14 protein-coding genes and 1 riboswitch are annotated in these 14,415 nt (G+C 61.3%); of the genes, 6 read left to right on the forward strand and 8 right to left on the reverse strand.

Translation table 11 applies throughout. The annotated features are described in order from the left end of the window. Window positions 1–17 precede the first annotated feature (17 nt). The 3 genes from JZX89_RS10385 to JZX89_RS10395 form a co-directional block, all read right to left on the reverse strand. The gene (locus JZX89_RS10385) at window positions 18–1,487 is read right to left on the reverse strand and encodes an FGGY family carbohydrate kinase (protein ID WP_207133994.1); all 1,470 of its coding nucleotides are present in this window, start codon (window positions 1,485–1,487) and stop codon (window positions 18–20) included. A gap of 123 nt (window positions 1,488–1,610) precedes the next feature. Continuing rightward, window positions 1,611–2,567 carry a transketolase family protein gene (locus JZX89_RS10390; protein WP_207133995.1) on the reverse strand — a complete coding sequence of 319 codons (957 nt, stop codon included), beginning with the start codon at window positions 2,565–2,567 and terminating at the stop codon, window positions 1,611–1,613. Continuing rightward, window positions 2,567–3,376, reverse strand: a complete 810-nt coding sequence (locus JZX89_RS10395) for a transketolase (RefSeq protein ID WP_207133996.1) — start codon at window positions 3,374–3,376, stop codon at window positions 2,567–2,569. Before JZX89_RS10395 ends, JZX89_RS10390 begins: the two co-directional genes overlap by 1 nt. Before the next feature lie 441 nt (window positions 3,377–3,817). On the opposite strand from JZX89_RS10395, the gene JZX89_RS10400 reads away from it, so the two are divergent. From JZX89_RS10400 to JZX89_RS10415, 4 genes are all read left to right on the forward strand, one after another. Beyond that, window positions 3,818–4,798 carry an ABC transporter permease gene (locus JZX89_RS10400; protein ID WP_149897286.1) on the forward strand — a complete coding sequence of 327 codons (981 nt, stop codon included), beginning with the start codon at window positions 3,818–3,820 and terminating at the stop codon, window positions 4,796–4,798. A gap of 131 nt (window positions 4,799–4,929) precedes the next feature. After that, entirely contained in the window at window positions 4,930–5,859 is a 930-nt protein-coding gene (locus tag JZX89_RS10405; protein WP_149897287.1) for a sugar ABC transporter substrate-binding protein, read from the forward strand. Window positions 5,860–5,977: 118 nt separating this feature from the next. Beyond that, on the forward strand, window positions 5,978–7,456 hold the full coding sequence (locus JZX89_RS10410) for a sugar ABC transporter ATP-binding protein (protein WP_207133997.1): 1,479 nt from the start codon (window positions 5,978–5,980) through the stop codon (window positions 7,454–7,456). A gap of 14 nt (window positions 7,457–7,470) precedes the next feature. Continuing rightward, window positions 7,471–8,259, forward strand: coding sequence for an SDR family oxidoreductase (locus JZX89_RS10415; protein ID WP_065115987.1), 789 nt, complete (start codon window positions 7,471–7,473; stop codon window positions 8,257–8,259). A gap of 222 nt (window positions 8,260–8,481) precedes the next feature. Here JZX89_RS10415 and ribB read toward each other — a convergent pair whose 3' ends face one another. From ribB to JZX89_RS10435, 4 genes are all read right to left on the reverse strand, one after another. Next, window positions 8,482–9,123, reverse strand: a complete 642-nt coding sequence (ribB, locus tag JZX89_RS10420) for a 3,4-dihydroxy-2-butanone-4-phosphate synthase (RefSeq protein ID WP_207133998.1) — start codon at window positions 9,121–9,123, stop codon at window positions 8,482–8,484. A 121-nt stretch (window positions 9,124–9,244) separates the two neighbouring features. Next, a riboswitch (FMN riboswitch) is annotated at window positions 9,245–9,395 on the reverse strand. A 160-nt stretch (window positions 9,396–9,555) separates the two neighbouring features. Further along, the gene (locus JZX89_RS10425; RefSeq protein WP_207133999.1) at window positions 9,556–10,263 is read right to left on the reverse strand and encodes a TIGR02281 family clan AA aspartic protease; all 708 of its coding nucleotides are present in this window, start codon (window positions 10,261–10,263) and stop codon (window positions 9,556–9,558) included. Continuing rightward, window positions 10,260–10,451 carry a DUF1289 domain-containing protein gene (locus JZX89_RS10430; protein ID WP_149897292.1) on the reverse strand — a complete coding sequence of 64 codons (192 nt, stop codon included), beginning with the start codon at window positions 10,449–10,451 and terminating at the stop codon, window positions 10,260–10,262. The genes JZX89_RS10425 and JZX89_RS10430 overlap by 4 nt, the downstream gene beginning before the upstream one ends. Before the next feature lie 19 nt (window positions 10,452–10,470). Continuing rightward, the gene (locus tag JZX89_RS10435) at window positions 10,471–11,256 is read right to left on the reverse strand and encodes an adenosylcobinamide-GDP ribazoletransferase (protein WP_153514085.1); all 786 of its coding nucleotides are present in this window, start codon (window positions 11,254–11,256) and stop codon (window positions 10,471–10,473) included. Between the two features lie 152 nt (window positions 11,257–11,408). Here JZX89_RS10435 and cobT point away from each other — a divergent pair, with 152 nt between their 5' ends. Further along, entirely contained in the window at window positions 11,409–12,443 is a 1,035-nt protein-coding gene (gene cobT, locus JZX89_RS10440) for a nicotinate-nucleotide--dimethylbenzimidazole phosphoribosyltransferase (RefSeq protein WP_153514084.1), read from the forward strand. Window positions 12,444–12,451: 8 nt separating this feature from the next. Further along, window positions 12,452–12,856, forward strand: a complete 405-nt coding sequence (locus JZX89_RS10445) for a diacylglycerol kinase (protein WP_207134000.1) — start codon at window positions 12,452–12,454, stop codon at window positions 12,854–12,856. A gap of 12 nt (window positions 12,857–12,868) precedes the next feature. On the opposite strand, the gene pdhS2 is transcribed toward JZX89_RS10445, so the two are convergent. Next, window positions 12,869–14,404, reverse strand: coding sequence for a two-component system sensor histidine kinase PdhS2 (gene pdhS2 / locus JZX89_RS10450; protein WP_153514083.1), 1,536 nt, complete (start codon window positions 14,402–14,404; stop codon window positions 12,869–12,871). Between the last annotated feature and the right edge of the window lie 11 nt (window positions 14,405–14,415).

The following is a 14,415-nucleotide window of genomic DNA, read 5'->3' on the forward strand; positions in this document are numbered from 1 at the left end:
TCCTCCATGGTGAATTTTTATTCACCATTATCCGAGGTTACGGGCAAGGTCGAGCGGGCAATCGCGTCGCGCCAGACGCCGAGCCGCTGGCTGCCATCGACGGTCGAAGGCGCAATGGCATTGCCCTGACTGTTCAGCGCGGCAATGGCGTCGAGATCGCTCCAGAGACCGAGTGCGAGGCCGGCGAGATAAGCGGCACCAAGTGCGGAAGCCTCCGGCGCATCGCGCTGGATTACGGTGTGTTGCAGCAGGTCGGCAACACATTGCATCAAGAAGCGGTTCTGGCTTGGCCCGCCATCAACGAACAGCCGCCCAAAGCCGGAAGGCGACTGCGCGCGCATGGCGGCGAAGACGTCATGGACCTGAAAGGCGATGGAATCGGTGACGGCGCGGGCCATCTGGGCGCGGCTGGTGCTGAAATTGATCTGGGAAAACAGGGCGCGCGCATGGGTATCCCAATAGGGCGCACCAAGGCCAACAAAGGCCGGCACGAAACCCGGACCTTCCGGTTCGGCCGTGGCGGCCAGTTCCACGAGGGCTGCGACATCCGGCAGGCCGAGGATTTCGGTCATCCATGGCAGCGACGCGGCCGAGACGAGAATATTGCCTTCGAAAGCGAAAGTCGGCTTGCCGCCCAGCCGCCAGGCAACTGTCGTGGTAATGCCGCGTTGCGGGGCGATGAAATGCGGCAGCGTCGTCATGACCGACGAGCCGGTACCGAAAGTCACCTTGCCATCGCCAGGGTTGAAAGCGCCGTGGCCGAAGAGGGCGGCATGGCTGTCGCCTATCGCGGCGAGGATCGGCGTGCCGTCCTTAATGCCGGGAACGCCTGATGTTACGCCGAAATCGCCGCTGCTGTCGCGTAAGTGCGGCAGCGCCTCGATATCGACGCCGAAGAGGTCGCAAAGCTCCTCGCTCCAGACCTGCCGGTTGAGATCCAGCACCTGGCTGCGGGCGGCATTGGAGGCATCGCAGGCGTGGACCTTGCCACCGGTCAGGCAATGGATGAGCCAGCTGTCGATGGTGCCGAGGCGAAGTTTGCGGCCCTTCGGCGCGCGCTCCAGCAACCAGCGCATTTTCGCGCCGGGAAACATCGGGTCGATGGGTAGGCCGGTCAGCGCCATGACGCGCTCGGAATGGCCCTTTTCGATCAGGTCTGCGCAATCCTGCGCGGTGCGGCGGCATTGCCAGCTCAAAACCGGGCCGAGCGGCTCGCCGGTTTCGCCGTCCCAGATCGTCACCGATTCGCGCTGGTTGGAAATGGCGATGGCTTCGACGCTGATGTCGGAGGGGGCTGCCGCAAGGCAGGCGGAAATCGCTTCGCGCACCGAGGCCCAGATGCGGTTCGGCTCCTGTTCCACCCAGCCGGGCTGCGGATAGGTAATGCCGACCGGCGACGATCCGCGCGCCAGCAACTCTCCGCTTTCCGCAACGAGAATGGCCTTGGAATTGGTGGTGCCCTGATCGATGGACAGAATAGCGCGCATCACTGTGTTCTCTCGTCTGCGGCGGTCATTTTCACACGGGCCTCTTTGTTTAAGAAGGTGCGTGTGTCCTAAAAAGACGTCGCCGCGTATCCGAAGACACGCGACGACCCCTGGGAGGAGACTTTATTTTCTCTTGATCAGCGCTTGTGCCGCATCCGCAATGGCGTCAGGGGCCATGCCGAATTGATCCAGCAGCCATTCCGCCGAGCCGGTATGGGCAAAGACGCCGGGAACGCCGAGGCGTTTCATCGGCACCGGAGCCTGATCGACCACGACTTCGGCGATGGCCGAGCCGAGGCCACCGAAGATCGAATGTTCTTCAGCTGTCAGGATAGCACCGGTTTCCTTCGCCGCCGCGACGATGGCCGCTTCGTCGATCGGGCGAACGGTCGCCATGTTCAGCACGCGGGCCTTGATGCCGCGGCTGGCGAGAATATCGGCGGCCTTGACGATGCGGTGGGTCAGCGTGCCATTGGCGATCAGCGTCAGGTCGGAACCTTCACGCAGCAGGTTGGCGCGGCCGAGTTCGAAGACGTGGCCTTCCGGCAGAAGATCCGGCACGCCGACGCGGGACAGGCGCAGGAAGCAGGGGCCGGCATAATCCGCCGCCCATTTGACGGCGGCTGCGGTTTCGATGCGGTCGCAGGGGGCGATGACGGGCAGATTCGGCAGAACACGGGTCCAGGCGAAATCCTCGATGGAGTGATGTGTCGGTCCCAGCTCGCCATAGGCCATGCCGGAGGATATGCCGATCAGCTTCACATTGGTGTTGGAATAGGCAAGGTCAGCCTTGATCTGCTCCAGCGCGCGGCCGGTGAGGAAGCAGGATGCGCCGCAGACGAAGGGCAGTTGGCCGCCATTGGCAAGGCCTGCGCCGACGCCGACCATGTTTTGTTCGGCGATGCCGACATTGATCAGGCGCTCGGGGAATTTCGACTTGAAGCCGCCGAGCTTCGAGGAACCGACCGAATCGTTGCAGACGGCGACGACCTTGTCATTGTTGGCGGCCAGCGCCTCCAGCGTTTCGGCGAAGGCGTCGCGGCAGTCATAAAGTTTGGCGGCGGTTACGGGCGCGTTCATCACAATGCCTCCGAAAGTTCTTTGACGGCAATTTCATATTGTTCCTTGCTCGGAACCTTGTGGTGCCAGTCCACGCGGTCCTGCATGAAGGAAATGCCGTGGCCTTTATTGGTGTGGGCGACGATGCAATGCGGACGGGTGCCGCGATGCTCCAGCGCGGACACGACTTCCGCCATGGCGTTGCCGTTGATTTCCGTCACTTCCCAGCCGAAAGCCTCGAGCTTGGGGCGAAGCGGCGCGACATCGTTGGTGTCGGCAATGGCCGCACCCTGCTGGAAGCGGTTGTGGTCGATGATCAGCGTCAGATTGTTCAGGCCGAATTGCGCGGCGGACATGATGGCTTCCCAGTTGGAGCCTTCCTGCATCTCGCCGTCACCGGTCATGACATAGGTGTGGTAGTCCGCGCCGGAAAGCTTGGCCGCCGTGGCCATGCCGACGGCAACCGGCAGCCCGTGGCCGAGTGGGCCGGTATTGGTTTCGACACCCGGCACCTTGTTGCAGTTCGGATGGCCGTTGAGGCGGGAATTCGGCTTGAGGAACGTCGAGATTTCCTCTTCCGGAATGAAACCGCGCTTGGCCAGCGTCACATAAAGCGCGCAGGCCGTGTGGCCCTTCGACAGCACGAAACGGTCGCGGGCAGGGTTCTTCGGATCATCCGGCCAGATGCGCAGAACGCGGAAATAAAGGGCGGTCATGATGTCGATAGCCGACAATTCGCCGCCAATATGGCCGGCGCCCGCTTCGAAAACAGCCTGCAGGTCGCGCAGGCGGATCTGGCGCGCAATGCGCTCTAGCTCTGTGGGCTGCATGGGATCCTCTTCAAAACATGCGTGTGAATATTTATACAGATGTTTATATAATTGCAGACTTGGCGTTTCTGTCAAGATGCAATTATGGATTCTCGTGTTTCAGCCCACGTCATTCCTTCCCGACGCGAGGCATGATTTCATGGCGGCGAGCCTCGCGGCGGCCTCGTTCCTGTACTGGTCAAAGGAATTCAGCCAGCTCAAGCCCTTGGGTTGGAAGGTCTCTTTTCGCCGTGCACACCCGCACAGGCTGGATTCTTGTGGCAGGCACAGCAATGGGATCGGCAAGCGCCAGTCTCAAGCCGCCGTGTCTTCCGCCGTGGTCCATCCCGCTATCCAAGCCTATTGACAAGCTTCTCCTAACTGGCTTATGCATGTTTCACCGAGGATGAATAATTATTCTAATCGGTTTAAAAAATACAAGACAGTCACTCGGGAGGAGCCATGTCCGCGCTTGAACGCAATGAGGGGGTCACGCACACCAGAAGCCCGCTTGCCTGGTTAAGCGGTGCGACCGGACCTCTTTTGGGCCTGTTGCTGCTGTGTGTGTTCCTCACCTTCACCAGCGAAAACTTCCTGTCGCTTCGAAACGGCCTGAACATTCTCGACCAGATCACGGTTCTCGGCATCATGGCGGTCGGCATGACCTTCGTCATTCTGCTCGGCGGCATCGATTTGTCTGTCGGTTCGGTTCTGGCGTTGTCGATGATGATCATGGGTTGGACGGCCAATGTCGCCGGCATGCCGATGGGTATGGCCATTGTGCTGGCGCTGATCGCCTCTGCCGCCTGCGGTCTTGTGGTCGGTATTCTCGTGACCGCCTTCCGGGTTCCGGCCTTCATCGCCACGCTTGCGATGATGTCGGTGGCGCGCGGTCTTGCCAATATGATCACGGACGGCCAGCAGATCGTCGGTTTTCCTGACTGGTTCATGATGCTCGCCATCGACCGTCATTTCGGCGTGCTGACGGCAACCGTGCTGCTGATGCTGGTCGTGGTTCTCGTGACCTGGCTTTTCCTGCGCTTCCGCTCCGAAGGCCGTACCGTTTATGCGGTGGGCGGCAATCCGGAAGTGGCGCGTCTTGCCGGCATCAACGTGCCGCTGGTGACGATCTGCGTTTATGTCGCCTGTGCGGTTCTTGCCGGTCTGGCCGGCATCGTGCTCGCCGCGCGTCTGGACTCTGTGCAGCCCTCCAGCGGCTTCGGTTACGAGCTGGATACGATTGCGGCCGTCGTCATCGGCGGAACATCGCTTTCGGGTGGTGCGGGCGGCATTGGCGGAACGCTGATCGGCGTGCTGATCATTGGCGTGCTGCGCAACGGCCTCAATCTTCTCAACGTTTCTCCCTTTTTGCAGCAGGTCATCATCGGTGTCGTCATCGTGCTGGCCGTGGGCGCTGAAACGCTGCGCCGCCGCAGAAGCTGAATTTGCCTGCGGACGGTGATGAGCCGTCCGCGCAATAAAAGACCTCCCGATACGGGAGGCGTGAAAAACGGCCGGAGGGGAGGAGGTTCGATCTGCCCGAGGGTCAAAAATCAACAAATGGAGGAATAATCATGAAATTTTCACGCATTCTGCTGACATCCGCCGCCCTTCTCGCCCTGTCGCTCGGCTCTGCCAACGCCGCCGAAGTCAAGAAGATCGGCCTTGCCGTCGCCAATTTGCAGGCGAACTTCTTCAACCAGATCAAGCAGGCCGTCGAAGCCGAAGCCAAGACGCGCGGCATTTCCGTCGTCACCGTCGACGCCAAGGGCGATGGCCCGACGCAGGTCAACCAGATCCAGGATCTGCTGACCCAGAACATCGACGCGCTGATCTATATTCCGGCTGGCGCCGCTGCCGCCACCGTTCCGGTGAAGCTTGCGAAAGCCGCCGGCGTTCCGGTCATCAACATCGACCGCAATGCCGATGGCGCACCGGGCGATACCTTCCTTGCAACCGATTCCGTCGCTTCCGCCAAGTCGGTGTGCGACTACATCATCAAGCAGGCCGGTGGCGCCGGCAAGATGGTCATCATTCATGGCCAGAAGGGCACGACGCCGGAAGTGGACCGCACCAAGGGCTGCATGGAATCGGTCAAGGCCAATGCCGGCGTGAAGGTGGTTGCCGAACAGTGGTCCAACATGTGGAGCCAGGACGAAGGCTTCCAGATCATGCAGAACCTTTTGCAGGCCAATCCCGATGTCTCCATCGTCTTTGCACAGGCCGACGGTCTGGCGCTTGGCGCGGCACAGGCAATCAAGGTTGCCAACCCTTCGCAGAAGATCGTCGTCGGTGGTTTCGATGGCGACACGGCAGCGCTTGAAGCGCTGAAGAACGGCGTCTTCGACGTGACCGCGACGCAGCAGACCCAGAAGATGGGCCGCATGGCTGTCGAAATGGCGGTCAAGATCGTCGGCGGCGAGAAGGTTCCGGCCGTGCAGCTCTCCGATGCGACGCTGACCACCAAGGAAAACGTCGAAGGCTTTATCGCCAACCATCCGTAATATCTCTGCCCCCGCGTGTCCGTTGGATGCGCGGGGTTATCATTGTTTCGTCTTTACGCAATTCGGACGCAAAGCTGCGGCCTCTGTCCGCTGTGAATGCTCCCTGGGAGGTCCCGTCATGCGCGAGCCGGTTCTTTCGCTCCGTGGCATCAGCAAACGTTACGGTCCGCTCGAGGTTCTGAAGGCCGTCGATCTCGACGTCTATCCGGGCGAGGTGGTGGCCTTGCTCGGTGAAAACGGCGCGGGCAAGTCCACGCTGTCAGGCATTATCGCGGGTTCGCGCGAGCCGTCCGAAGGCAAGATGACCTGGCTTGGTCAGCCTTACGCGCCGGCATCGCCGCGCGAGGCGATCGACAAGGGCATCGTTCTCATTCATCAGGAGCTGAAGCTTCTGCCGGAGCTTTCCATCGCTGAAAACGTCTTCATCGGCCGCTGGCTCATGAAAAACGGCGTTGTTGACAACGCCGAGATGGTGCGCAGAGCCCAGCAGCAGCTGGCGCGCCTCAATCTTCACATTCCCGCCACCCGCAAGGTGGGCGGCCTTTCGACCGCGAACCAGCAGCTGATCGAGATCGCCAAGGCGCTGGCGCTTGACGCCAAGCTCCTGATCCTCGACGAGCCGACGGCCGCACTCGGTGGCGCGGAAACGCAGGCGCTGTTCGAGCAGGTGCGCAAGCTGCGCGCCGAGGGTGTTGGCATCATCTACATTTCCCACCGTATGGAAGAAATCAGACAGATCACCGACCGCATCGTCGTGTTGCGCGACGGCGAGCGCGTGCATGAATTTGCCGACAGCGCGACGCCGGTGCGCACCATCGTCGAAAGCATGGTCGGCCGCTCGCTGGAACGCCTGTTCCCAGCATTGCCTGAGCCGCAGGATAAGGTGGTGCTGGAGGTCAAGGGGCTGACCGGCGCGAACAACGCGTTCCGCGATATCAGCTTCGGCGTCCGCGCCGGCGAAATTCTCGGCATTGCCGGCCTGATCGGTGCGGGGCGCACCGAACTGGTCCGCGCCATTTCCGGTGCCGATCCGACGAGCGCGGGTGAGGTGCTGCTGGATGGCAAGGTGCTGACGCTGAAAAGCCCGGCGGATGCCATAGAGAAGGGCATCGTCATGGTGCCGGAAGACCGCAAGCTGCAGGGGCTCGTGGTGGAGCACGAGATCGGTGAAAACCTGATCTACGCCAATCTCGACCGCGTTGGCACGGGCTGGATCACGCCGCGCATCAAGCGCGCCTTTACCAAGGAAGCTATCGCCAAATTCGGGGTCAAGGGCCGCAGCGAACAGCCGGCGTCGGATCTTTCCGGCGGCAACCAGCAGAAGGTGGTCATCGCCAAATGGCTTGCCCGCAATCCGCGTGTGGTGGTGCTGGACGAGCCGACGCGCGGCATCGATGTCGGCGCGCGCGCTGGCATCTACGATATCATCGTCGGTCTGGCGAAGGACGGTGTAGCCGTCATCGTCGTCAGCTCCGATCTGGAAGAGGTGCTGGGCGTTTCGAACCGCATCCTCGTGCTTGCGCAGGGAACACAGGCCGGCATCCTTAACCGCGACGACGCCAACGACGTCTCGGTCATGGAACTGGCAACCATCTGAAGAAGGAAATAGCGATGTCCACCATCACGCTCAACGCGCCGAAACTGTTCGATCTTTCCGGTCAGGTGGCGCTTGTCACCGGCGCCGGTTCCGGCATCGGCCAGCGGATCGCCATGGGGCTTGCCCAGTCCGGCGCCAATGTCGCGCTGCTTGATCGCCGTACCGATGACGGTCTGGCGCAGACGGCCGATTTCATCGCCAAGGCCGGCCGCAAGTCGATCCAGATCGCCGCCGACGTCACCAGCAAGCAGGCGCTGACCGAAGCCGTCGCCCGCACGGAGGCTGAACTCGGCGCGCTGTCGCTTGCCGTCAACGCCGCCGGCATCGCCAATGCCAATCCGGCCGAGGAGATGGAGGAAAGCCAGTTCCAGACGATGATGGACATCAACCTGAAGGGCGTTTTTCTCTCCTGTCAGGCGGAAGCCAATGCCATGCTGAAAAACGGCCGTGGGGCGATCGTCAACATCGCCTCCATGTCCGGCGTCATCGTCAATCGCGGGCTGATGCAGTGCCACTACAACGCCTCGAAGGCGGGCGTCATCCACATGTCGAAATCCATGGCGATGGAATGGGTAGGGCGCGGCATTCGCGTCAACACCATCTCGCCGGGTTATACCGCAACGCCGATGAACACCCGGCCGGAAATGGTGCACCAGACCAAGCTCTTCGAAGAGCAGACGCCGATGCAGCGCATGGCGGGCGTGGACGAAATGGTCGGCCCGGCGATCTTCCTGCTGTCGGACGCCGCGAGCTTCGTGACAGGTGTGGACCTGCTGGTGGATGGCGGTTTCTGCTGCTGGTAGGGTTGGCATGGTAGCCCAGCTTCAACGACTGATGAAGTCCGAAAAATCCACTGCCGTCATCCTCGGGCTTGTCCCGAGGATCTGCAACGTATTGATTTCATTCGACGTGTTTAGATCCTCGGCACAGGGCCGAGGATGACGTTGCGTAAGAGGTAAGGTCTACTTCCAATTTTACGCCCGGCTCCAGCCGGGCGTTTTCGTATTCACAACACTAGCAGCAGATCAGGCGACCTGCTTCTGCACCACGTCCTCGACAACCTCGCCCTTCAGATAAGAAACGAGGTCCTTGATCGTCACGACGAGCAGGCCGTGGCGTTCGGCGAAGACTTCGAGTTGCGGCAGGCGGGCCATGGTGCCGTCGTCATTGGCGACTTCGCAGATGGTGCCGGACGGGAATTTTCCGGCAAGACGGCAGAGATCGACGGCTGCTTCCGTGTGGCCGGTGCGGCCAAGCACACCGTCCGGGTTGGCGCGCAGTGGGAAGATATGACCGGGGCGAGCGAAGTCATCCGGGCGCGAGCCTTCCGACACCAGCGCACGCACTGTCTTTGCCCGGTCGGCGGCGGAAATGCCTGTGGTGGTGCCCGGAATATAGTCCACCGACACGGTGAAGGCCGTCTTGAGGGATTCGGTATTGCGCGACACCATCAGCGGAATGTCGAGGGCATCGAGACGTTCACCCGGCAGGGCAACGCAGATCAGCCCGCGCGCATGGTTCATCATGAAAGCGATCTGCTGCGGGGTAATGCTGTCGGAAGCGGCGATGATATCGCCTTCGTTTTCGCGGTCCTCGTCGTCAACCACAATCACCATCTCGCCACGGGAAATGGCGTCGATCGCGTCTTCAATTTTAGCAATGGTCATTCTATTTCAAGCCTTTCAAGGGGTTATGCCGTTTTGCGGCATTTTCGCGCTTCAAGAAGCGCCAAATATCCCTTGGGCGAACAATGCAATGCGAAGCCCACGAAACGCGGGCGTCTTTATGCCTTGTCCTCTTCCATCCGGACTATACCGTCGGCTCCGGCCTCTCACCGGATCTGCTGACCTTCTGGCTTTGGAGACCGGAAGCGCTCGCGGGCTCCGGGACAAATCCCGATACCGCCGGTGGGGAATTGCACCCCGCCCTGAGAACATCACCAACATAAATTATCAAATGGGAAGGAATCAAGGGGGAATGCTCTGTCGCGATAGGTCAGTGCGAAAAGAACATTCCGATTGTGCCCGAAACGGGGTATTTCCTTTCCGCGGCCGATGACGAATGCGGCGTGCCGAGGCGTAGCCCCTGATGCCTGCGGTTTAGCGGTCCCGCAATCGCAATTCGTCCGTCTGCATCTGCAGCGAACCGAGCGTCGACAGGAAGCTCATGCCGAGCAGGCTCTGGCCCAATTGGCCATCCTGGGCGACGAGGGCAGAGATGTTGCGGCGCACGATCGGACCGATGCCGATTTCCGACAGGGTGACGGGGGCAGCTGCCGTGCGGCCGTTTGCGGTCATGACCGGTACGGTATAGCGCAGGCTGCCGGTGTCGATGCCGATTGCGGCCGCGTCGGCATTGGCCAGCACCACGGAGCTTGCGCCGGTATCGACGAGCATATGGATCGTCTTGCCATCAACGCCGACATTCGCCTCGAAATGGCCGCTCATCGATTTGTGCAGCACGATCTCCTGTTCGCCGCCTGATGTCGTCACCACCACGGCGCGGCCGGGCATCAGGCCACCCAGCAGCCGGTCGCCGAAGGATTGCAGGTCGTAGCGATAGAGATAGAGGGAAACGAGGCCGAGGATGATGACGAGCCAGACGGCGAGCTGGCGCATGACTGTGCCGAGGCTGCCACGTCTCCCGGCCAGAATGCCGGCCGACAGGAGGCCGGCAATGGGTACCAGATAGAGCACCTGCGCGAATTGATCATTATCGATGCCAAGGGTGCGGCCGCCATCGTGATTGATGACAAGCAGGCCAAGACCCACTGCCAGAAGAAGGAGAACGATGGTCAGCCTGTTCATGCGGTATGCGTCTCCTTGGCGGTCTCGCTCAAATTTGCCAGTCTTTGCGGCAGCGCCCGCATGATTGCGCGGCGTTTCTCGTCGCTATAACCCGCCCAGCCGCCGATTTCATCCAGCGTGCGGCCGCAGCCGATACAGAGGCTGTTGGTCGCGTCAAGGCGGCAGATGTGAATGCAGGGTGTTTCCATGCTGATCTATATCAGGCCGTCACGCCGCAAGGGCAAGGGCGACGAGAGTAACGATCTCCGTGATCTGCTGGCAGGCGCCGATCGTATCGCCGGTATGACCGCCGATCTTCCCGTCGCAGAACCTGGCGAACAGCATTGAGGCCAGAAAGGCTGCCGCCAGCACAAGTGCAATCGACAGAATAGGCAAAGCGTGCAGTGTGAAGAGGATGAAGACCAGCAGCCCGGCCGCGAGCGCGATGTTGCGCTCGCTTGTCCCCGGCTGGCCGGCGCCGGCGGCGATGCCGGAGGTTTTGGCGGCGGGCAGGGCCTGCCAGTGCCACACCATAAGAGCGCGGCTCATGACAAGCGCTGCGATCAGGCTGGCGGCGGCGGTTTTGGCGGGCAGGGTCTCGATGAGCGATGCGAGTGCGGTGGCGCGCAGCGCGAAGGAGAGGATCATGGCGATGGTGCCATAGCTGCCGATGCGGCTGTCCTTCATGATCTCAAGCGTTCGCGCCTTGTCCTTGCCTGCGCCGAAACCATCGGCCATATCGGCCAGCCCGTCCTCGTGCAGTGCACCGGTGATGAGCGCCGTCAGGGCTATGGCAAGCCAGCCGGTGAGTTGCGGCGAGGCATCGAAGGCGGCAAAAACAACCACCAGAAAAGCGGCGGGCAGGGCGATCAGCAGGCCTGCGGCCGGAAAGGCGCGGGCGGTGCGGCGCATCGAGAGGCCGTCAACATCGCCGAAAAACCGTGCAGGCACCGGCAGGCGGCTGAGAAAGGCAACGGAATGCATGACATCTGTTATAAAATCCCGGGCCTTCATGCTGTCTCCGTTGCTGCACTTGCATTTCCGGTTGTTCCGCGGCGCATCCGCGATTATGAGAGGCGCAACAAAGACCGATTTGCCGGAAAACACAAGTTCCGGACGCATGAGCCGATGCGACAGCCAACCCGGCTACGAAAGAGACCGACACCATGAGCATGAGCGGATTGCCCTTCGACGATTTTCGCGCGCTGTTGCGTGAGCTTCCCGGCCCGGATGCGCATGCGCTGGTGGCGGCCAAGGAGCGCAATGCGCAGCTGACCAAGCCTGCCGGTTCGCTTGGCCGTCTGGAAGAAATCGCCATGTGGCTGGCCGCATGGTCGGGCCGTTCGCCCGCCGTCACCCGCCCGCTGGTGGCGATCTTTGCCGGCAATCACGGCGTCACCCGGCACGGCGTTACGCCCTATCCGACCTCCGTGACCCAGCAGATGGTGGAGAATTTTGCAGCCGGCGGCGCGGCGATCAACCAGATTTGCGTCACCAACGATCTGGGCCTGAAAATCTTCGATCTGGCGCTTGATTATCCGACCGGTGATATCACCTGCGAACCCGCTCTTTCCGAGCGCGACTGCGCGGCCACCATGGCCTTCGGCATGGAAGCGATTGCCGGTGGCACCGATCTCCTCTGTGTGGGTGAAATGGGCATCGGCAACACCACGATTGCAGCGGCGATCAATCTGGCGCTCTATGGCGGCACGGCGGAAGAATGGACCGGCCCCGGCACCGGTTCCGAAGGTGAGGTCATGGCCCGCAAGATCGCGGCGGTGAAGGCTGCCGTCGATTTCCACAAGGACCACCTGTCCGACCCGCTCGAAATCATGCGCCGCCTTGGCGGGCGCGAGATTGCGGCGATTGCCGGCGCTATCCTCGCCGCCCGCGTGCAGCGCATTCCCGTGCTGATCGACGGTTATGTGGCAACTGCCGCTGCCGCTCTCTTGAAGGCCGCCAATTCTTCGGCGCTCGACCATTGCCTGATCGGCCATGTCTCTGGCGAACCCGGCCATCTGGCAGCCGTCGAAAAGCTCGGCAAGACGCCGCTTCTGGCGCTTGGCATGCGGCTGGGTGAGGGCACGGGTGCGGCTCTGGCCGCCGGTATCGTCAAGGCTGCGGCTGCCTGCCACTCCGGTATGGCGACCTTTGAAGCGGCGGGTGTGGATACCCACATCAGCCCCCGTACCGATCATTGAGGTCAAAGATGGACGCGACGCCGCACAAGAAGCAACCCGAGCCCGTTTTCCGCAAGGAAAAGGGCTGGCGGCATCTGTTCGCCGCGGCCCGCTATTCCGTGCAGGGACTGGGCCGGCTGTGGCAGGAAGCGGCGTTCCGGCATGAGGTTCTGGCCTTCGGCGTCGGGCTTACCCTGCTTCTGGTCGTCGGCGCGCCGTTTGCGCATCTCCTCGTCTTTACGGTTTTGATGCTGCTGCTGTTTGCGATCGAGGCGCTCAATACCGCGATCGAGGAGCTGGTGGACCGCATCTCGCCGGAAATTTCCTCGGTCGGACGACATGCCAAGGATCTCGGCTCCTTCGCCGTCTTCTGCCTGTTGATGGCGAACGGATTTTTCGTGCTCTATTCGCTGGTGACGACGCTGTTCTTCTGAGGCGTTAAGCCCTTATGCGAAGGATCGGCGGCGCGGCTGGATCGCGTGGGTTTCTTCCACGGCCGGCAGGCTCTGCAATACGCGTTTTGCCGGCAGGATGGCGATGCCTTCGGTGCCTTCGCGCAGCTTCGATTTCAGGATGAACTGGCCGTCATGCTTGGCGAGAATGGCCTGAACGATGGGCAGGCCAAGCCCGGTTCCCTGTTCGGCGCTTTTAATGGCGATCGATCCCTGACCGAAGGCGGACAGGACAATCGGAATTTCGTCCTCGGGAATGCCGGGGCCGTTATCCTTGATCGATACATATTGCCCGCCGCCCGCCGTCCAGCCCGCTTTCACAAGAATTTCGCCGCCTTGGGGCGTGAATTTCACAGCGTTGGAGAGAAGGTTGAGGATGACCTGCCGGATCGCTTTTTCATCCGCCCAGACCTGTGGCAGGCTGCCTTCGAACTGCTGCGAAATCCTGATGGTCTTGGCGCGGGCGCGCAGCTGGATCATGCCGATGCAATCCTCGGCGATTTCCAGCATCGAGATCGACTCTTCGTTCAAGTCGTAGCGGCCGGCCTCGATGCGCGACAGGTCGAGGATTTCGTTGATGAGATCGAGCAGATGCTGACCGGAGCGATGGATATCGCCGGAATATTCCTTGTAGAGCGGATTGTTGAGCGGACCCAGCACTTCTGACGCCATGACCTCGGAGAAGCCGAGAATGGCGTTGAGCGGGGTGCGCAGCTCATGCGACATGGAGGCGAGAAAACGCGATTTGGCCAGATTGGCCTCTTCCGCGCGCCGCCGCGCCTCATCCGAAACCGAGTTGGCGACTTCGAGTTCGGCGATCAGGTCGTCCTTTTCCGTCTGGGAAGAGAGCAGTTTGACGCTGGTCTGGTAGAGCCGGCTGGTGATGCGATGACAGAACAGGATCGCCATACCGAACATCAGCGCAAGGCCGAGATCGAAGGGATTACGCGAGATGGCCGAGGTGACGCACAGCGCTGCCAGCACCGGCAGGAAAGTCATGAACGTCGCCCGCCGCAGCATGAAATTGGCCATGGCGGTCAGCGAAAGCGCGATCAGCAGCGTTGCGCCCTTGAAGAAGAGAACGAGCGTCGGGTCGTTGCGCACCGGTTCGGCCAGTGCGAACATGGCCCATGCGCAGCCGATGAGGATCTGCATGCCGAGGAAGAGATTTCTCCAGTGCTGGAGATTTTCGGCCGTGATCTCCTGTTTTGCTGCCCGTTTTGCCAGTATCAGCGACATGGCATGGAAGCTCAGCGCAGCCAGCGACCAGACGATCAGGCCGATGTCACGGGTGATGTAAAGGCCGATGATGGAGGCAAGTACAATGAAGAGCGGCATGATCATCGCGCCCTGAAGGGCTTCGGCGATGTGCATGGTCAGCATTTCGCGTTCATAGGCGTCACTTCCGCCAGCACCTTGCTGCAGGCGTTCACGCGTCGTCTTCACCGTGTCGAAAACCGCCTTGTTGCGGTGTTTTTTCGAGCGGTCGACGATGATCTTGTCGGTGGACGTGCTGACGCTTTTACTCATTGTTACAACGC

It is taken from the genome of Agrobacterium burrii (assembly GCF_017313405.1).
Lineage (GTDB): Bacteria > Pseudomonadota > Alphaproteobacteria > Rhizobiales > Rhizobiaceae > Agrobacterium > Agrobacterium burrii.